Annotated in this window: 17 protein-coding genes and 1 riboswitch; of the genes, 9 read left to right on the forward strand and 8 right to left on the reverse strand. The window is 68.0% G+C overall.

The window, feature by feature from the left end:
* The first annotated feature begins 47 nt into the window (after window positions 1–47).
* Window positions 48–1,316: an EAL domain-containing protein gene (locus DA69_RS08830; RefSeq protein WP_025978361.1), complete on the forward strand. Its 1,269-nt coding sequence runs from the start codon at window positions 48–50 to the stop codon at window positions 1,314–1,316.
* A gap of 216 nt (window positions 1,317–1,532) precedes the next feature.
* Here DA69_RS08830 and ileS read toward each other — a convergent pair whose 3' ends face one another.
* Window positions 1,533–4,454, reverse strand: coding sequence for an isoleucine--tRNA ligase (gene ileS / locus DA69_RS08835; RefSeq protein WP_025978362.1), 2,922 nt, complete (start codon window positions 4,452–4,454; stop codon window positions 1,533–1,535).
* A gap of 287 nt (window positions 4,455–4,741) precedes the next feature.
* Between ileS and DA69_RS08840 the strand changes: the two genes are divergently transcribed.
* On the forward strand, window positions 4,742–5,308 hold the full coding sequence (locus tag DA69_RS08840) for a DUF3828 domain-containing protein (protein ID WP_025978363.1): 567 nt from the start codon (window positions 4,742–4,744) through the stop codon (window positions 5,306–5,308).
* A 4-nt stretch (window positions 5,309–5,312) separates the two neighbouring features.
* On the opposite strand, the gene DA69_RS08845 is transcribed toward DA69_RS08840, so the two are convergent.
* From DA69_RS08845 to DA69_RS08860, 4 genes are all read right to left on the reverse strand, one after another.
* Window positions 5,313–5,807, reverse strand: a complete 495-nt coding sequence (locus tag DA69_RS08845; RefSeq protein WP_025978364.1) for a hypothetical protein — start codon at window positions 5,805–5,807, stop codon at window positions 5,313–5,315.
* 74 nt (window positions 5,808–5,881) lie between these two features.
* On the reverse strand, window positions 5,882–6,811 hold the full coding sequence (locus tag DA69_RS08850) for a bifunctional riboflavin kinase/FAD synthetase (RefSeq protein WP_025978365.1): 930 nt from the start codon (window positions 6,809–6,811) through the stop codon (window positions 5,882–5,884).
* A 12-nt stretch (window positions 6,812–6,823) separates the two neighbouring features.
* Window positions 6,824–7,285: a MaoC family dehydratase gene (locus DA69_RS08855; RefSeq protein ID WP_029972693.1), complete on the reverse strand. Its 462-nt coding sequence runs from the start codon at window positions 7,283–7,285 to the stop codon at window positions 6,824–6,826.
* A gap of 38 nt (window positions 7,286–7,323) precedes the next feature.
* Window positions 7,324–8,193 (reverse strand): TIGR01459 family HAD-type hydrolase, encoded by an 870-nt coding sequence (locus DA69_RS08860; RefSeq protein ID WP_025978367.1) that lies wholly within the window; start codon window positions 8,191–8,193, stop codon window positions 7,324–7,326.
* Between the two features lie 108 nt (window positions 8,194–8,301).
* On the opposite strand from DA69_RS08860, the gene lspA reads away from it, so the two are divergent.
* Window positions 8,302–8,844: a signal peptidase II gene (gene lspA, locus DA69_RS08865; RefSeq protein WP_025978368.1), complete on the forward strand. Its 543-nt coding sequence runs from the start codon at window positions 8,302–8,304 to the stop codon at window positions 8,842–8,844.
* Between the two features lie 69 nt (window positions 8,845–8,913).
* Window positions 8,914–9,480 carry a DUF3035 domain-containing protein gene (locus tag DA69_RS08870; RefSeq protein ID WP_025978369.1) on the forward strand — a complete coding sequence of 189 codons (567 nt, stop codon included), beginning with the start codon at window positions 8,914–8,916 and terminating at the stop codon, window positions 9,478–9,480.
* A gap of 68 nt (window positions 9,481–9,548) precedes the next feature.
* On the opposite strand, the gene ispH is transcribed toward DA69_RS08870, so the two are convergent.
* Entirely contained in the window at window positions 9,549–10,520 is a 972-nt protein-coding gene (gene ispH / locus DA69_RS08875; protein ID WP_025978370.1) for a 4-hydroxy-3-methylbut-2-enyl diphosphate reductase, read from the reverse strand.
* 149 nt (window positions 10,521–10,669) lie between these two features.
* On the opposite strand from ispH, the gene DA69_RS08880 reads away from it, so the two are divergent.
* The 4 genes from DA69_RS08880 (at window position 10,670) to DA69_RS08895 (ending at window position 15,822) form a co-directional block, all read left to right on the forward strand.
* The gene (locus DA69_RS08880) at window positions 10,670–11,317 is read left to right on the forward strand and encodes a hypothetical protein (RefSeq protein ID WP_025978371.1); all 648 of its coding nucleotides are present in this window, start codon (window positions 10,670–10,672) and stop codon (window positions 11,315–11,317) included.
* 3 nt (window positions 11,318–11,320) lie between these two features.
* Window positions 11,321–13,120 (forward strand): arginine--tRNA ligase, encoded by a 1,800-nt coding sequence (gene argS / locus DA69_RS08885; RefSeq protein WP_025978372.1) that lies wholly within the window; start codon window positions 11,321–11,323, stop codon window positions 13,118–13,120.
* Window positions 13,121–13,298: 178 nt separating this feature from the next.
* The gene (locus tag DA69_RS08890; protein WP_025978373.1) at window positions 13,299–14,309 is read left to right on the forward strand and encodes an adenosine deaminase; all 1,011 of its coding nucleotides are present in this window, start codon (window positions 13,299–13,301) and stop codon (window positions 14,307–14,309) included.
* Window positions 14,310–14,520: 211 nt separating this feature from the next.
* Entirely contained in the window at window positions 14,521–15,822 is a 1,302-nt protein-coding gene (locus tag DA69_RS08895) for a type VI secretion protein ImpB (RefSeq protein WP_025978374.1), read from the forward strand.
* Here the strand turns inward: DA69_RS08895 and pncA are convergent.
* Together pncA and DA69_RS08905 are read right to left on the reverse strand one after the other, a co-directional pair.
* Window positions 15,813–16,451, reverse strand: coding sequence for a bifunctional nicotinamidase/pyrazinamidase (pncA, locus tag DA69_RS08900; RefSeq protein WP_025978375.1), 639 nt, complete (start codon window positions 16,449–16,451; stop codon window positions 15,813–15,815). The genes DA69_RS08895 and pncA overlap by 10 nt on opposite strands.
* 4 nt (window positions 16,452–16,455) lie before the next feature.
* Window positions 16,456–17,424, reverse strand: coding sequence for a class 1 fructose-bisphosphatase (locus DA69_RS08905; protein WP_025978376.1), 969 nt, complete (start codon window positions 17,422–17,424; stop codon window positions 16,456–16,458).
* A 114-nt stretch (window positions 17,425–17,538) separates the two neighbouring features.
* A riboswitch (glycine riboswitch) is annotated at window positions 17,539–17,635 on the forward strand.
* A gap of 160 nt (window positions 17,636–17,795) precedes the next feature.
* Between DA69_RS08905 and gcvT the strand changes: the two genes are divergently transcribed.
* On the forward strand, window positions 17,796–18,905 hold the full coding sequence (gene gcvT / locus DA69_RS08910) for a glycine cleavage system aminomethyltransferase GcvT (protein ID WP_025978377.1): 1,110 nt from the start codon (window positions 17,796–17,798) through the stop codon (window positions 18,903–18,905).
* Window positions 18,906–19,002 lie beyond the last annotated feature (97 nt).

Below are 19,002 nucleotides of genomic sequence, written 5' to 3' on the forward strand. Positions count from 1 at the left end.
GTGATACTTGATCGATTCTATATGGAAAGGCGGTTCTGACCGGCCCCATGCGAAAGATCACCGGCGGCTTCCTGTTCTTCGGCTACCTGTTCCTCGCCCTGACCATCGGGGCGATGATCTGGCGCGCCGGTCTGGGAGCGGGCGCCGGCGCGGCCGGGGTGCTGGGCGCGCTGGGGATACTGGCCGGCGCCCACGCCATCGTCACCGGCATCGCCGACCGCCGCGCCCTGCGCCTGGAGATCGGCAAGGTGCGCGAGGCCCACCGCCTGCTGGCCGATGCGATGGAGTCGACCCAGGGCGCCCTGACCGAACTGGCCCAGGCCATCGAGACCGGCGCCCTGTCGCGCACCGACGCCCTGACCGGCGAGGTGCGGATGCTGGAAGGCCTGGTCCAGCAGATGAGCGAATCCATCGAGGAGCGGCTGGCAGCCTCCTCCCTGACCGCCGACACCTTCGAGGGCCGTCGTCAGGTCCAGTCGAACACCCTGCTGAAGACCGTCCACGACGCCCTCAGCGAGAACCGCGTCGACCTGTACTTGCAGCCCGTCGTGACCCTGCCCCAGCGGCGGACGGTCTTCTACGAAAGCTTCACCCGCCTGCGCGACCCGTCGAACCGGGTGATGATGCCGGCCGAATACCTGTCGGTGGCCGAGGGCGAAGGCCTGCTGCCGGCCATCGACAACCTGCTGCTGTTCCGCTGCGCCCAGATCGTGCGCCGCCTGGCCGCCCAGGACCGCAAGGTCGGCGTCTTCTGCAACATCTCGCTCGCCTCCCTGGGCGACGAGACGTTCTTCCCGCAGTTCCTCGACTTCCTAAACCAGAACCGCGACCTGAAGGACGCCCTGATCTTCGAACTGGGTCAGGCCACCTTCGACGCGCGCGGCGCCATCGAGGCCCGCAACATGGCCAAGCTGGCCGACCTGGGCTTCCGCTTCTCCATCGACAAGGTGCAGACGCTGGACCTGGACTTCGCCGACCTGCAACGCTCGGACGTGCGCTTCATCAAGGTGGCGGCCGACCTGTTGATCGAACAGCTGCTGGATCTGGACGGCGCCGCCCCCCTGCCCAGCCAGCCGGACATCCGCGCCGCGGACTTCGCCCCTTTGACGCGCCGCCATGGGCTCGAACTGATCGCCGAAAAGGTCGAGAGCGAGAAACAGGTCGTCGACATCCTCGAACTGGACGTCGCCATGGGCCAGGGCCACCTGTTCGGCGAGCCGCGCGCCATCAAGGAAGCCGTCCTGGCTGAAACCGACCCGCCCGCCGACTTCGTCCTCTCGACGCTGAAATCGGCCGAGCAGAGGGTGCGATTGTAAGCTGCTCCCTTCTCCCCCTGTGGGAGAAGGTGGGCGCCGGAGGCGCTCGGATGAGGGGTGTCGGCGGGCCTCCTGACTTTTTGAAATCCAACGCCGCAACAGCCCGTCAGACCGAACCGCTCACACCCCTCATCCGTCAGGCTCCGCCTGCCACCTTCTCCCACAAGGGGAGAAGGAAGAAAAAGGCCCCTCCGTCGAAACGAAGGGGCCTGTCCTTTAAGCCTTCTGCGCGTCCAGCCAGCGCACCGCGTCGGCGTCGCGGGCCGACAGGTCGGGGTAGTCCGGGTCCGAGCCGACGTCCGGCGCCCGGCGCCAGGAGCGAGCGCACTTGGGATAGTCCGCCGTCTTAACCTCGACGGCGACGGCGTCGCCGCCGACCACCAGTTCAGCGCCCGAGGTGCGGAACACCTCGGCGGCGTCCAGCCCTTCGAACGGGGCCAGCAGTTCGGCCGGAGCCGTGACCACCGGCCAGGCGTCCAAGGCACCGCCGATGACCTTGTCGCGGCGCGCGGCTTCCAGGGCTTCGTTGACGACCTCCAGCACCGTCTCGACCTTGGCCCAGCGCTCGGCCTCGGCCGCGTTGCGCCACTGGCCTGGCGTCTCAGGGATCACCCGGGCGCAGTTGGTGCCGGCCTCCGGGAAGCGCGTCATCCACGCCTCGTCCATGGTGAAGGGCGTCAGCGGCGCCAGCCAGGCGGTCAGACGGCTGAACACCTCGTCCATCACCGTGCGGACCGCGCGGCGCTTGATGCTGTCAGGACGGTCGCAATAGAGGCTGTCCTTACGCACGTCGAAATACAGCGCCGACAGGTCGCCCGAGCAGAACTCCAGCACCGGCCGCACTACGTCCTGGAAACGGTATTCCTCGTAGGCCTGGCGCACCTGGCCATCCAGCTCCCACAGGCGATGCAGGATGAACTTCTCCAGCGGCGGGAACTGGTCGTAGTCGGTCAGGCGCTCGGCCTCGTCGAAGCCGTTCAGCGCGCCCAGCAGATAGCGGACGGTGTTGCGCAGCTTGCGATAGGCGTCGACCGTCGTCTGCAGGATCTGCTTGCCGATGCGCTGGTCGTCCGAATAGTCGACCAGGGCGACCCACAGGCGCAGGATGTCGGCGCCCGACTCCTTGATGATGGTCAGGGGGTCCGTCGTATTGCCCCGCGACTTCGACATCTTCTCCCCGTTCTCGTCCAGGGTGAAGCCGTGGGTCAGGACCGCCTTGAACGGCGCCCGGCCGCGCGTGCCGCAGCCCTCCAGCAGCGACGACTGGAACCAGCCGCGGTGCTGGTCCGAGCCTTCCAGATAGAGGTCGGCGGGCCAGTGCGACGGGCGGTCGCCCGTATAGCCGCTGTCGGCCGTGCGCGGGTCCAGCGTAAAGGCGTGGGTCGAGCCGCTGTCGAACCAGACGTCGAGGATGTCCGTGACCTTCTCGAACCGCTCGGGGTCGTGCGCGCCCAGGAAGTCGGCGTCAGGCGCCGAGAACCAGACGTCGGCGCCGCCCTCGGCCACGGCCTTGACGATGCGGGCGTCGACCTCGGGATCGTGCAGGGGCTGACCCGTCTGCTTGTCCACGAACATGGCCAGCGGCGTGCCCCAGGCGCGCTGGCGGCTGATCAGCCAGTCAGGACGACCCTCGACCATGGAGCGGATGCGGTTCTTGCCCGCCGCCGGGTGGAAGGCGGTGGCGTCGATGGCGTTCAGGGCGCGGTCGCGCAGGGTCGCGCCGTCTTCCAGCTCTTCATCCATGCGGATGAACCACTGCGGCGTGTTGCGGAAGATGATCGGCGCCTTGGAGCGCCAGGAGTGCGGATAGGAGTGCTCCATCCGGCCGCGCGCCAGCAGGTTTCCGGCCTCGATCAGCTTCTCCATCACCGCGCCGTTCGCGGGGCCGAACTTGCCGGTCTTCTTGCCCTCGGTCTCCAGCACCTTCAGGCCTGCGAACAGCGGCACGTGCTCATAATAGGCGCCGTCGGGATCGACCGTGTCCGGCACCTCGCGATGGCCGTGGGCCAGCCAGACGGCGAAGTCGTCCGCGCCGTGGCCCGGCGCCGTGTGGACGAAGCCGGTTCCTGCGTCGTCGGTGACGTGGTCGCCCGCCAGCAGCGGCACGGAGAAGCCGTAGCCGCTGTCCAGCGCGGCCAGCGGGTGGGCGCATTCCAGACCCGACGGGTCGATGTCGTAGACGCGCGTCCAGGCGGCGATCTTGGCGGCCTTGAACACCTCTTCGGCCAGTTTGTCGGCGAGGATGAAGCGGTCGCCCGGCTTGGCCCAGGGCTCATAGTCCAGCCCTTCCTCAAGGGCCGTGACCTCATACAGGCCGTAGTTGATGTCCGGTCCGTAAGAGATCGCCCGGTTGGCGGGGATGGTCCACGGCGTGGTGGTCCAGATCACCACGGACGGAGTCTGGTTGCGGAAGGCCAGCAGGTCGTCCGGGTGGCTGTCGGTCGCGCCGACCACCGGGAACTTGACCCAGATCGTGGGCGAGACGTGGTCGTGGTACTCGACCTCGGCGTCCGCCAGGGCCGTGCGCTCGACCGGCGACCACATCACCGGCTTGGAGCCGCGATACAGCTGGCCCGAGTTCTTGAACTTGTGGAACTCGGCGACGATGGCCGCCTCGGACGTGAAGTCCATGGTGGCGTAGCGGTTGGCGAAATCGCCGGTGATGCCCAGACGCAGGAACTGGTCGCGCTGAAGGTCGATGTATTTGCCGGCGTATTCGCGGCAGGCGGTGCGGAACTCTTCCTTGGACACCTCATCCTTGCGGCGGCCCTTGGCGCGGAACTGCTCCTCGATCTTCCACTCGATCGGCAGGCCGTGGCAGTCCCAGCCGGGGACGTAGTCGACATCATAGCCCAGCAGGAAGCGCGAGCGGACCACGAAGTCCTTCAGCGTCTTGTTCAGGGCGTGGCCGATGTGGATGTCGCCGTTGGCGTAAGGCGGGCCGTCGTGCAGCACATAAAGCGGCGCCTTCTGCGACTGACGCAGGGCGCGCAAGGTTCCGTACAGGTCGCCCCACTGGGCCAGGATTTCCGGCTCCTTCTTGGGCAGGCCGCCGCGCATCGGGAAGGGCGTCTCGGGCAGGAAGACGGTGTCGCGATAGTCGCGGCCGGAAGGGGTCTGGGTGTCGGCGTCGGCCATGAGATGTCTTTTCGTCTTTGCGCGCGCGGCCGCTCGAAAAGCGGCGTCAGGCGTCAGTCTAGCGTGAAGGCGCCGGACGGCCCATGCCCTGATGCTTCAAGGCGGCGTCGTCTCGGCGAAATGTTTCGAGAAAATCCCGACGTGCGCGGGGCTGTCAGCCCTGCAGCGCTACGCCGGGCGGCTAATCGAAATCGGACGGATCACGCGAACGGTCATGATGGGAAAGCTCTAGCAGACCCCGCGCCCCCTGCGCCATAGTCCAGAAGAACAGACGGGAGAGGGATCGGATGCGTATTCAAGCCTTGGCGACGGCGGCGGTGCTGGCCCTGACGGCGGCCGCCTGTTCGGAACAGAAGAGCGCCCCTGCGGCTGCGGAGACGCCCGCGCCCGTCCTGACCGGCCGCGCCGCCGTCTATGCGGCGGGCGAAAAGGACGCCGATGCTTTCGTGCGCGCCCTCTACGCCCGCGTCAGCGAGCCGAAGGACACGCCCGACCCGGCCGAGGCGACCATCACCCCCGGGCGCGATCCGCTCTATTCTCGCACCATGAACGCCCTGATCGGCGTCGACGACCGCGAAGCCAAACGCAAGAAGACCGCGCCTCGCCTCGACTACGACCCCATCTGCGCCTGCCAGGACGCCGAGGCCTTCGCCCTGAAGTCCGTGACGCTGACGCCCGAAAGCCCTCAGGCCGCGACCGCCGAAGTCGTCTTCGCCAACGCCGGCCAGGACCATCGCCAGACGCTCAAACTACTGAAGGAAGGCCCGATGTGGCGCATCGCCGACGTCATCGACGACAAGGGCAAGTCGCTGCACGACGACCTGATGGCCATCGCCGAAAAAGCGCCCGGTTAAGGCGTCAGGCGAAGGCCCAGACGCCCGCCGGTCCGTCGGCGTCGTTGGAGGGAGGCGGCGTACTCGGTCGGATGCGGCGCATCCGGATTCTGGGTTTCAATCGGCGCAGGGGCTGAAGGACCGCCGCAAGACGCCGCGCCATCACCGCCTTGATCGGCGCCAGTCGCGTCTGGGCGCCCATCAGACTGACGGCCGTCAGGACTTCAAGATAGGCCAGCACATCACCGGCGGCGAAAAGGGCCAATTCCAGGCCGACCGTCTGCCACAGCATCATCACGCCGATCATCACCAGAACCAATCGCAGCGAGGAGCCCGAAAAAGCCCACGACAGCTTGTCCCTCACCCAGCGTCGAACGCCTTGGCTGATGTTGCAGAGCAAGGCTCCGGCTCCGATCAAGGCGGGCATGGCGACGCCGGCGCCGCTGAAGACGGCCCAGATCGTCCAAATCACGCAAAAACAGGCGACAGCCAGCCAAGCCTGCGAGTTATCGTCCTTCATCCACCCCTCCCGCTCACATCATTCCATTAGCTGGGAACCGGGGGATGCGCGCGCAACCCGCGCAGACGGTGCGCTCAGCCCAGTACGGCCCTCGCGGCGGCGGCGTCGGCGTCGATCTGGACCTTGAGGGCTTCGAGGCCCTCGAACTTCATCTCGCCGCGCAGGAAGGCGACCAGCTCGGTCTCCAGCACCTGGCCGTAGAGGCTCTCATTGAAGTCCAACAGCCAGACTTCCAGCAGAGGCTGTTCGATTTCGAACATCGGACGGACGCCCAGATTGGCGACGCCGTTGATGATCCTGCCGTCCGGCAGGCGGGTGCGGGTCGCATAGACCCCATAGGCCGGACGCATATAGTCGCCCATGGCCATGTTGGCGGTTGGCACGCCGATGGTGCGCCCGCGCTTGTCGCCGTGGATCACCTCGCCCTGAATGGCGAAGGGGCGGCCCAGAATGGCGGCGGCGCGGTCCATGTCGCCGGCCTTCAGCGCCTCGCGCACGGCGCTGGACGACAGCTTGAGCCCGGAGGCGTCGTCGATGCGGTCGGTGACGGAGACGGTGAAGCCCAGCGTCTCGCCATAGGTTCGCAGCAAGGCGGGCGAGCCGGAGCGGCCCTTGCCGAAGGTGAAGTCGAAGCCGATGGCGGCGTGGACGATCCCGAGGCCTTCGGACAGGACGCGGCGGGCGAATTCCTCGTCCGACATGCCCGCCATTTCAGCATCGAACGGCAGCAGATACAGGCGGTCGACGCCCAGCGGCGCCAGGGCGCGCGCCATCTGGTCCGGCGTCATCAGGCGAAAGGGCGCGGCCTCGGGCTGGAACAAGCGGCGCGGATGGGGATCGAAGCTGACCACGGCCCGGGGAACGCCCAGCCGGTCCGCCGCCTCGCGCGCCGAGGCGATGACCGCCTGATGGCCGCGATGCACGCCGTCGAAGGCGCCGACGGCGACGGCCGCCCCCTTCTGCGCTGCGGTCAGACCGCGCCAGTCGCGAATGACTTCGACCACTTCAGGCGGCCTTCAGCGCGCCGACAGCTTGCGGCGACGCGGCACGCGCACGACGGCGACACCGTCCATGATCAGCTTGTCTTCGACAAAGCCTTCGCACTTCAGCTGGGCGCGGGCGCCCTCATGGTCCAGTTCGATGACGGTGATCTGAATGCGCACATCGTCGCCGATCCGCACCGGAAAATGGAACGAAAGCGTCTGAGAAATGTAGATCGAGCCCGCGCCCGGCAGGATGGTGCCCACCACCGCAGAGCCGAAGGCCGCCGACAGCAGGCCGTGGGCGATACGGCCGCGATAGGCCGTCTTGGCGGCGAAGGCCTCATCCAGATGCACCGGATTGAAGTCGTCGGACGCCTCGGCGAACAGACGGATCCGCTCTTCAGTGACGTGAACCGTCTTCTCGGCGGCCATGCCGACATGAAGTTCGTCGAGGATGTAGCCGCCCGACGGGTGCGCTTGGACCAGATCAACCATGTGCGGCCTTTAAGGCAGGTGCGACGAAATGGCGAGACTTACCAGGTCAGTTCCAGCGCAGCGTAGCGGGCGAAGGTCGTCTCGGCCCGGAGCAATTCCGCCGCGCGGGCCGGATCCAGGGTCCCGTCAGCCGCCTTGGCCGCGTCGCCGTGGATGCCCTGGGCGATGAACAGGCAGTCCAGCGCCTGCTCGGCGGCGCCGAGCACATCGGTCACCACCCCGTCGCCGATGCACAGCACGCGCGAGCGGTCCGCCGGGCCGCCCAGCAGCTTCTCGGCTTCCTTCAGCGCCAGGGCGTAGATGGGGGCGAACGGCTTGCCCGCCATGATCACGCGCCCGCCCATGGACTCATACAGATCAGCGATGGCGCCGCCGCAATAGATGATCGCATCCCCGCGCTGCACCACGCGATCGGGGTTGGCGCAGATCAGCTCCAGTCCGCGCTCGGCCGCCGGCGCCAGACGTTCGCGATAGTCCTCGGGCGTCTCGGTGGTGTCGTCATAAGGACCGGTGACGGAAATGAAGGCGGCGTCTTCGGCGCCGTGGGCGCTGGTCAGGTCCAGGCCTTCATACAGGGCGAAGTCCCGTTCCGGGCCGATGATCCACGCAGGGCCGGGCGCGCGGCGCGCCAGCTCCATCCGGGTGGCGTCGCCCGAGGTGACAAAGGCTTTCCAGGCGCTGCGCGGCACTCCCAGGCCGTCCAGCTGCGCCACCACGTCCGAAGACGGGCGCGGCGAGTTGGAGATCAGCACGACATGGCCGCCCTTCTCGTTGAACTTGGTCAGGGCGCCGCAGGCGGCGGCCCAGCTCTCGCGCCCGTTGTGGATCACGCCCCAGACGTCGCAGAGCAGGATATCGTAGTCATCGGCGACGGCGGACAGGCGGGGCAACGGATGAGGCTGGGTCATGCCCCGCTTATAGCGAGTGAAAGCGGGGGGGAAAGGCCAGGGCTGACGATCGATCCGTCTGCGCTTTCCCTCTTCGCCGCTGCACGTCTTCCTGCTAACCGGCTGGACATGAAGATTTCCCGTCTCGCGATTTCCCGTCTCGCGCTGGGCGCCTACGGCATCGCCCTGGCCGTCATCATCCTGGACCAGTTGACCAAGGCCTGGGTGCTGGGGGCCATCGACGCCGCCCATATCTCCCACATTCCCGACGGCTACCGGATCGCCGAGGTCGCGCCGCCGGTCTTCAACCTGACCTATGTGCTGAACACCGGCGTCAGCTTCGGCCTGTTCGGCGGCGGCGCCGGGCGCTGGATCCTGAGCATCTTCTCGGTCGTGGTGGCGGGCCTGCTGGCCTGGTGGGCGACGCGGGCGAATCGCCGCCTGCTGGTCGCGGCCATCGGCCTGGTCATGGGCGGCGCCGTCGGCAACGTGATCGACCGCATCCGCTTCGGCGGCGTGGTGGACTTCCTCGATTTTTCGGGCACCGGCCTGTTCCCGTGGATCTTCAACGTGGCCGACAGCGGCATCACCGTCGGGGTCGTGCTGCTGATCCTGGACAGCTTCCTGTCCGAGCGTCGCACGACTGTTGGCGCGGCCCACGAAAAGTCGTAATCACACCCTCTTAACTTATCGACCCGAGCCAGCGCCCCGACGGGCGCGCCTCCCGGAGCCGAACGACCCATGCGTATCCGTCCCGTCCTGATCGCGACCCTGGCCGCCGGCGCGGCCCTCAGCCTGAGCGCCTGCGGATCGATGAAGCAGAGCATCGGCCTGTCCAAGGTCGTGCCGGACGAATTCGTCACCGTGGCCAGCGCCCCGCTGGTGGTGCCGCCCGAATACGGCCTGACCCCGCCGACGCCGGGCGCCCCGCGTCCGCAGGAACTGGCCCCTGAAAGCGCCGCGCGTCAGATCCTGCTGGGTCAGCGCCAGGCCGTGACCCGCACCCCGGGCGAACAGGTCCTGGCCGCCGAGGCCGGCGCCGATCGCGCCGACCCGCTGGCTCGCTATGTCGTCGATGACGAGTTCGGCAACCTGGCGCACAAGGAAGAAAGCTGGGCCAATCGCCTGATGTTCTGGCGCAAGAACGATCCCGCCAGCCAGGCGGCGACCGTGACCCAGACGCCGGAGGGCGCCAAGACCATCGACGCCTCCAGCGAACACGCCCGTCTGGAAGCCCTGACCGGCGGCCGCGAGGGCATCACCATCGCACCGCGTCGCGACACTCGCTTCAAGCTGCCGGGCCTGTAATCGACCCCAGCCGTGCGGAAGTTTAGAGGCGCGTTCGTTTCGACGGACGCGCCTTTTTGCTGTTCCGATCAGGTCGTCAGGGCGCGCGGCAGTTTGAAGGTCACGGTCTCGCGGGCGCCGTCATCCTCCGTCACGGTCACGTCGAAGCGGGTCCGCAGGGCGTCGATCACCCCCTGCACCAGTGGCTCGGGCGCCGAGGCCCCGGCGGTCAGGCCCACCGTCTCGACCCCGTCGAACCAGCTCCAGTCCAGATCGCCCGCATCATCGACCAGGCGCGCGTCCCCGGCCCCCGCCTTCAGCGCCACATCCACCAGCCGCGCCGAGTTGGAGGAGTTCTTGGAGCCCACCACCAGCACCAGGCCGCAGCCGTCGCCCAGACGTTTGACCGCCTCCTGACGGTTGGTGGTGGCGTAGCAGATGTCTTCCTTGTGCGGGTCGGGCAGTTCGGGGAAGCGCCGCTTCAGCGCCGCCAGAATTTCGGCCGTATCGTCCACCGACAGCGTCGTCTGGGTGGCGTAGGCCAGCGGCTGGTCGCCGGGCCGCTGAAAGCCCTCCGCATCCTCAACCGTCTCGACCAGGCTGATGGCCCCGGCGGGCAGTTGGCCCATGGTGCCGACCACCTCGGGGTGGCCCGCGTGGCCGATCAGGATGACGTGGCGGCCCGCCGCAAAATTGCGCTCGGCCTCGACGTGGACCTTGGACACCAGCGGGCAGGTGGCGTCCAGAAACAGCATCTCGCGCGAACGGGCGGTGGCCGGCACCGACTTGGGCACGCCATGAGCCGAGAAGACCACCGGCCGGTCGTCCGGACACTCGTCCAGTTCCTTGACGAAGACGGCGCCCAGCCCTTTCAGCCGGTCGACGACGTGACGGTTGTGGACGATCTCGTGGCGCACATAGACAGGCGCGCCGTATTTCTCGATGGCGCGCTCGACGATCTGGATGGCCCGGTCCACCCCGGCGCAGAAGCCGCGCGGCGTCGCCATGCGGACGGACAGGGGGCGGCGTTGAAACTGCGAAGGGGGGACAGGCGCGTTCATGGGCGCGAACTTAGGACTTTGCGCGCCGGATCGCCACCGGAAGTCCGCGCGCCGTTTGCCGCGCCTCGCTTTAGCCGCTATCACCACCCAGCGTGGCCCGTTCGGGCGTCTGATCGGCCCGCCTTCATTCGACTGCCGGAAAGCTCCTGATGCGTCGCGTCCTGACCGCCCTCGCCGCCCTTTCTCTTACGGCCGCGCTGATCCCCCACGCCGCCGAGGCCCAGAGCGGGCGCCCACAAGGCGGCCAACAGGGCGGACAGAAGGCTGAAAAGGCGCCGTCGCGCCCGATGCGTTTCGCTCCGCTCAGCCGCCGCGCCAACGCCGGCCCCTGCCCGTATGTGAAGATTCTCTACGACGCGGCCCGCTACGTCGAGCTGGCGGACTATGAGCGCCCGTCGGCGAGCGGCGTCGGCTTCACCGGCGAGATCGAAGGCGTGACCTCGGACTGCGCCTATCGCGAAGACGATCCGATCCGCCTGGACATGAACCTGCTGTTCAGCCTGGGCAAGGGTCCGCAGGCGCAGGGCGACGCCCACACCTATCGCTACTGGATCGCCGTGACCGAGCGGAACTCCGCCGTCCTGGCCAAGGAATATTTCGACCTGCCCGTCACCTTCGGCGGCGCCGACCGCACCCAGGCCGAAGCCAGCCAGACCATCGTCATCCCGCGCGCCGAGGCCACCACCAGCGGCGGCCATTTCGAGGTCCTGATCGGCTTTGAGATCACGCCCGAAAACGCCGAGTTCAACCGATCCGGCAGCCGGTTCCGTCCGACTGCGGGCCAACAGAACGACTAAGACATGACCGACCTCAAGACCTCCCTCAGCGAAGCGGTCGGGGCCGCCTTCGCCGCCGAAGGCGTGGACAAGGCCCTGGCCCGCGTCACCGCCTCCGACCGTCCCGACCTGGCCGACTTCCAGTCGAACGGGGCCCTGGCCGCCGCCAAGGCGCTGAAGGCCAATCCGCGCGAACTGGCCGCCAAGGTGGCCGAACGCCTGAGCAACGATCCGCGCCTGTCGTCGGTCGAGGTGGCCGGTCCCGGCTTCATCAACATGAAGCTGTCGAACGCGGCCCTGGCCCAGCGCGCGGCCGAGGTCGCGGCGGACGTTGAACTGGCCGGCGCCTCGCGCGTCGAGCCGCGCAAGGTGGTCATCGACTACGGCGGCCCGAACGTGGCCAAGCCCATGCACGTCGGCCACCTGCGCAGCGCCATCATCGGCGAGAGCCTGAAGCGGCTGTTCCGCCTGCGCGGCGACGACGTGGTCGGCGACGCCCACTTCGGCGACTGGGGTTTCCAGATGGGCCTGCTGATCACCGCCTGCGGCGACGAGGGTCTGGCCGACGCCTTCATGGCCGAGGGCGACGGCCCCTTCCCGGCCGAAACCCCGGTCACCCTGGCCGACCTGGACCGCCTCTATCCGCTGGCGGCGGGCAAGGCCAAGGAAGACCCCGCCTTCCGCGACCGCGCCCGCAAGGCGACCGCCGAACTGCAGGGCGGCCGCCCCGGCTATCGCGCCCTGTGGCGCCACTTCGTCGCCGTCAGCCGCGAGGCGCTGAAGCGCGAGTATGACGACCTGTCGGTCGACTTCGACCTGTGGAACGGCGAGAGCGACGCTGATCCCCTGATGGACGAGATGATCGCCGACCTGAAGACCAAGGGTCTGTTGGTCGAGGACGACGGCGCCCAGGTGGTCCACGTCGCCCGCGATGGCGAGACGCGCAAGAAGAAGCTGGCCGACGGCTCGGTGATCGAGGCCCCGTCGCCCCCGCCCCTGCTGGTCATCAGTTCGGAAGGCTCGGCCATGTACGGCACGACCGACCTGGCCACCATTCTAGACCGCAAGAAGTCGATCGGCCCGGACCTGATCCTCTACGTCGTGGACGAGCGTCAGGCCGAGCATTTCGAACAGGTCTTCCGCGCCGCCTACCTGGCCGGATACGCGCCTGAGAAGTCGCTGGAACACCTCGGCTTCGGCACCATGAACGGCGCCGACGGCAAGCCGTTCAAGACCCGCGCCGGCGGCGTGCTGAAGCTGCGCGACCTGATCGATCAGGCGACGGAAAAGGCGCGCGAGCGTCTGCACGAGGCCAAGCTGGGCGACGACCTGCCCGCCGAGGAGTTCGAGGACATCGCCCATAAGGTGGCGATCGCCGCGCTGAAATTCTCGGACCTGTCGAACAACCGCACCACCAGCTACGTCTTCGACCTCGATCGCTTCATGAGCTTCGAGGGCAAGACCGGCCCCTATCTGCTGTATCAGGCCGTGCGGGTGAAATCCCTGCTGCGCAAGGCGGCGGAACAGGGCGTGGCCCTGGCCCCCATCGTCATCGAGGAAGCCGCCGAGCGCGACCTGGCCCTGACGCTGGACGCCTTCGACGCGGCCACGGCGGACGCCTATGACAAGCGTTCGCCCAACCTGATCGCCGAACACGCCTATCGGCTGGCGCAGAGCTTCTCGAAATTCTACGCCGCCTGCCCGATCCTGGTTGCGCCCGACGCCGCGACCAAGGGCTCGCGCCTGGCCCTGGCCGCCGCGACCCTGCACCAGCTGGAGACGGCCCTGCGCCTGCTGGGCATCGAGACGCCCGAGCGGATGTAGCATCGACTTTCTCCTCCCTATCGCAGAGCGATGGGGAGGTGGATCGACGGCGAAGCCGACGAGACGGAGGGGCCGCTTTGTTCCGCCCGGCTCCGCCCCTCCACCGCTTCGCGGTCCCCCTCCCCATTGCATGGGGAGGAAAAGTGTTAGGCTGTTTCCAAGCTACGGAGCCTCCCTCATGTCCCTCGACGCCTTCATCGCCGGCCTGCCCAAGGCCGAACTGCACCTGCACATCGAAGGCTCGCTTGAGCCCGAACTGATGTTCGAACTGGCGCAGCGCAACGGCGTCGCCATCCCCTACGACAGCGTCGAGGCCGTGCGCGCGGCCTATGACTTCTCGAACCTGCAGGACTTCCTCGACATCTATTACGCGGGCGCCGCCGTGCTGCTGACGCGTCAAGATTTCGAGGATCTGGCCTTCGCCTATTTCCAGCGCGCCGCCGCCGACAACGTCCGCCACGCCGAGATCTTCTTCGACCCCCAGACCCACACCGACCGGGGCGTCCCCTTCCCCGTCGTGGTCGAGGGCCTGATCGCGGGCATGGACCGGGCCAAGGCCGAGCTGGGCGTGACGTCGGGCCTGATCCTCAGCTTCCTGCGCCACCTCAGCGAGGACGAGGCCTTCGCCACACTGGAGGCCGCCAAGCCCTACCTGCACCACTTCATCGGCGTCGGACTGGATTCCTCCGAGGTCGGCCACCCGCCGTCCAAGTTCCAGCGCGTCTTCGCCGCCGCCCGCGAACTGGGCCTGAAACTGTGCGCCCATGCCGGTGAGGAAGGCCCGCCGGAATACGTGCGCGAGGCGCTGGACCTGCTGCACATCGACCGCATGGACCACGGCAACCGCTCGATGGAGGACGAGGCCCTGATCGCCCGTCTGGCCGCCGAGCAGATGACGCTGACGGTCTGCCCCCTGTCGAACCTGAAGCTGTGCGTGGTCAAGGACCTGAAGGACCACCCCGTTCCCGAGATGTTGCGCCGCGGCCTGCACGTCACCCTGAACTCAGACGACCCCTCCTATTTCGGCGGCTATGTGAACGCGAACTATATCCAGTTGGCTGAGGCGGTCGGCCTGACGCGGGAGCAGGTGACGCAACTGGCCAAGAACAGCTTCGAGGGCAGCTTCCTCAGCGACGCCGACAAGGCTGCGAGGATCGCCGAGGTGGAGGCCTACGCGGCGGCGAACTGAGGCGCCCTCCCCCTCTCCGCCGTCATCCTCGGGCTTGACTCGAGGATCCAGCCAGGCCGACAGCCACGGCATGAAACACCGGCGCCTGCACGCATCCGGCCGGAGCGGTTCTGGATCCTCGGGTCAAGCCCGAGGATGACGGCAGTGGGGAGCAGGCCGGTCATCCGACATCCGACTCCCCCGCACCTAATGTTCCTGATATGTTCACAACATGGAGCACCCCGGCCGACAGCCCGATGAAGACGCCGCCGGCCTGCGCTGGCTTTTCGTCGACCTGAACGCCTTCTTCGCCAGCGTCGAACAGCAGCAGAACCCCGACTGGCGCGGCAGGCCCGTCATCGTCCGCCCTGTCGAGAGCGAATATTCCGGCGCCATCGCCGCCAGCTATGAGAGCAAGGCCTTCGGCGTCCGCACCGGGATGCAGGTGGCCGAGGCGCGCCGCCTGTGCCCCGGCCTGATCGTCGCCGAAGCGCGGCCCGACCTCTATGTCCAGATCCACAAGCAGATCATGGCCGAGATCGACCGCCATGTGCCGGTGTGGAAGGTCGGCTCCATCGACGAATGCTCGTGCCAGCTGATCGGGCCTGAGCGGCGCGAGGCGAACGCCGTCGCCCTAGCCCGGCGCATTCAGGCGGGCATCCTTGAGAACGTCGGAGAATGTCTGCGGTCGTCCATTGGACTGGCGCCCTCGCGGTTTCTGGCCAAGACGGCCTGCGGCATGAAGAAGCCCGCCGGGCTGACCATATTGCGCGCCCATGAACTGCCCGGCGCCATCCTGCACCTTCCGCTGTCGCAGTATCCGGGCGTCGGCTCGCGGATGCGCGAGCGGCTGGCGGCGGCGGGCGTCACGGACACGGCAGGCCTGTGGAACATGACGGCCAAGGAGGCGCGGGCGGTCTGGAACAGCATTGAGGGCGAGCGCATCTGGCGCGGCCTGCACGGCTTCGACAGCGAGCCGACGCCGGAAAAGCCGCCCGCCTCCATCAGCCACAGCCATGTGCTGGCGCAGGCCATGCGCAACCCGGACAAGGCGCGGGCGGTGGCGCGAAGGCTGATGGTCAAATGCGGGGCGCGGCTGCGGCGGATGGGGCTGACGGGCGCAGGCATCAGCCTGCATCTCGACATGGGGCCGAAGGGGACCAAGCGCGGCTGGGACACGACCGGTCTGACCCGCGCCGTCGCCCCGACGCAGGACACCTTCGCCCTGCTGGCCGCGCTGGACGACCTGTGGCGCCGGGTCGAGCCGGAACTGGAGGCCGGGCGGTTGAGCTATGTCGGGGTCGGCGTCCACGGCCTGAAGGCGCGCGACGCCTTTGAGGCCGACCTGTTCGACATCGGCCCGGATCAGGGCGGCGATGCGCCGTCCTTACGCCTTTCGCAGGCGCTGGATGCGCTGAACAAACGCTATGGCAAGGACACGGTCAGCATCGGCCCCAAGGCGGGCTTGCCCGACTACATCGGCGCCAAGATCGCCTTCACCCGCATCCCCGACGAGGCGGACTTCTATGAGTGAGAGATCAGGTCTGCGGCCGCGATCTCGGCGATCTTCAGCAAGCTGAAGCTGGCCTTGGCGGCGGCCGCCGTGTCCGGGGCGATGGCGCGGCAGGCGTCTTCGATGACCACGGCTTCAAAGCCTTCGCGCACCGCATCCTCGGCGGTGAAGCGGACGCAGTAGTCATAGGCCAGGCCGCACAGGAAGACGCGCTTCACGCCCAGATCGCGCAGCAGGCCCGCCAGACCCGTCGCCGTCCTGTGGTCGTTCTCATAGAAGCCGGAATAAGAATCGACCGACGGGTTGTAGCCCTTGCGGACCACGGCCAGCGCCTTGGTCACGGCAGGCGCGGCGTCGGGGTGAAAGTCCGCGCCCGGCGTCCCCTGCACGCAGTGATCCGGCCACAGCATCTGCGGGCCGTAAGCGACCTCGATCTGCGTGAAGGGGGCGACGCCCGCGTGGTTGGAGGCGAAGCTGATCTGGTCCGGCGTGTGCCAGTCCTGAGTGGCTATGACGGTGGCGAATCGCTCGGACAGCCGGTTGATCAGGGGCATGATCGCCGCCCCGCCCTGCACCGCCAGGGCGCCGCCCTCGCAGAAGTCGTTCTGGGCGTCGATGACCAGGAGCGCATCAGTAGCGGCGATCTGCATGGCGTCAGGCCGCCGCGATCTGATCGACTTCGTTGGCCGAGCCGAGGACGACCGGCACCCGCTGGTGCAGTTCGGTGGGGGTCACGTCCATGATGGCCTGCTTGCCGTCGGTGGTGGACTTGCCGCCCGCCTGTTCGACCAGGAAGGACATGGGGTTGCCTTCGTACATGAGCCTGAGTTTGCCCGGCTTGTTCGGCTCTCGCTTGTCCCACGGATAGAGGAAGACGCCGCCGCGCATCAGGATGCGGTGCACGTCGGCCACCATGGCGGCGACCCAGCGCATGTTGAAGTTCTTGCCGCGCGGGCCGTCGGCGCCCTGCAGGCAGCCGTCGACGTAGCGCTGGACGCTCTCGGCCCAGTGGCGCTGGTTCGACATGTTGATGGCGAACTCTTTCGTATCGGCCGGGATGCGCACGTCCTCATGCGTCATCAGCCAGCGGCCGTCGGGCGCCAGGGTGAAGCCCGCCACCCCCTTGCCCGTCGTCAGCACCAGCATGGCCTGACCGGCATAGACGGCGTAGAGCGCCGCGACCTGATGGCGGCCGGATTGCAGGAAGTCGGCCTCGCTCGGCTGGGGCGAGGGCGCCTTCAGCACCGAGACGATGGTGCCGACCGGCGCATTGATGTCGATGTTGGACGAGCCGTCCAGCGGGTCGAACAGCACCAGATACTCGCCCGCCGCATTGGCCGAGGGCTGCACCGTGTCTTTTTCCTCGGACGCCACGCCGGCCACGGCGGGGCAGGCCAGCAGGGCCTCGGTCAGCAGATCGTCGGCGATGACGTCCAGCTTCTTCTGCTCTTCGTCCTGCACATTCACGGCGCCCGACGCTCCCAGCGCCCCGACCAGGGCGCCGCCCGCCACCACCTGACGGATCTGGACGCAGGCGGCGGCCGCCGTCGTCAGCGTCTCGACCAGTCCCTGAGGCAGGTCGAGGGAGGCGAGGTGGGCGGCGAGATCGGTGCGGGCGGTCATGACGTCCTTCAAATCCTGTGGGCGAAGCGCGGTTCCGCCCCTCATGGCCCCTAGGATCGATGGCGGCAAGTCCGGCGCCGCTTGACTCGGCGCTGGATTCGCGGCCTTAGGTCGAACGCTCTCGCGGGAGAGACCGGGGCCGTTCGCGGCGCCCGGAGCCGAAGGCGCAACCGCCCCGGAAACGCTCAGGCAAAAGGACCGCGAAAGCGCACGGACGCTGGAAAGTCGCCGAAGGACGGAGGGTCCCGACGCGCGCCGACGGAGCAAGGCCGAACCTTTTCGGGAACGGTCGGAATCTCTCAGGCTTCAGGACAGCGGGGGCGCAACGACGGCGAAGCTATCGCCGCAACCTGCGACCCGGAGGCGACGCCATGAGCGATCAGGCCCTTAAGACTACCCCCCTCAACGCCGCGCATCGGCGCTTAAGCGCCCGCATGGTCGGCTTCGGCGGCTATGACATGCCGGTCCAGTATGAAGGGGTGCTGGCCGAGCACCGCTGGACCCGCGAGCACGCCGGCCTGTTCGACGTCTCCCACATGGGCCAGGCCAAGATCACCGGCGCCGACGCGATTGCGCAGTTCGAACGCTTCGTGCCCGGCGACTATGCGATCGTGAAGCCCGGCAAGCAAAAATACACCCTGTTGCTGAACGAGCGGGGCGGCGTGATGGACGACCTGATGGCGGGCAAGCCGTTCGAGGACGGCCTCTACATCGTCGTCAACGCCGGCAACAAGGACGCCGACTTCGCCTTCCTGAACGCCGAGCTGTCGGCAGACGCCAAGCTGGAGGTCCTGGACCGCGCCCTGCTGGCCATCCAGGGCCCGGAGGCGGCCGAGGTCATGGCCGCCCATTCGGCGGAGCTGGCGGACATGGGCTTCATGGATTGCCGCGCCATCCGCCTGTTTGACGAAGACTGCATCGTCTCGCGCTCGGGCTACACGGGCGAAGACGGCTATGAGATTTCCCTGCCCAGCGCCGCCGCCGAGCGCGTCTGGAACCTGCTGCTGTCGGACGCGCGGGTGAAGCCGGTCGGTCTGGGCGCGCGCGACTCTTTGCGTCTGGAAGCCGGTCTGCCGCTGCACGGCCACGACGTCGACGCCGAGACCACCCCGGTCGAGGCCGGCCTGACCTTCGCCCTGTCCAAGTCGCGCAAGGAGCGCGCCGACTTCGCCGGGGCCGACGTCATCCTGAAGCAACTGGCCGACGGCCCGGCGCGCGTCCGCATCGGCCTGCACGTCAAGGAAGGCGCCCCGGCCCGCGAAGGCGCCGAGATCGCCGACATGGACGGAAACCTGATCGGCAAGATCACCTCGGGCGGCCCCTCGCCGTCGCAGGGGCGCAACATCGCCATGGGCTATGTGCCGCCCGCCTTCGCTGAAGTCGGCACGGAACTGAAGGTTCTGGTGCGCGGCCGTCCCGCCGCCGCCGAAGTCGTCGCCACCCCCTTCGTGCCGACCCGCTACTATCGGAAGCCGAAATAAGATCGTCGCCCTCGGGCTTGACCCGAGGGCCGGGCGGTCCGCCGCTCGACGCTGGAAGTTTTAGCCCAATCGCCCGCTCCAGGGCTCGATCCTCGGG

The sequence above is a fragment of the Brevundimonas naejangsanensis genome (assembly GCF_000635915.2).
In the GTDB taxonomy this organism is placed as follows: Bacteria; Pseudomonadota; Alphaproteobacteria; order Caulobacterales; family Caulobacteraceae; genus Brevundimonas; species Brevundimonas sanguinis.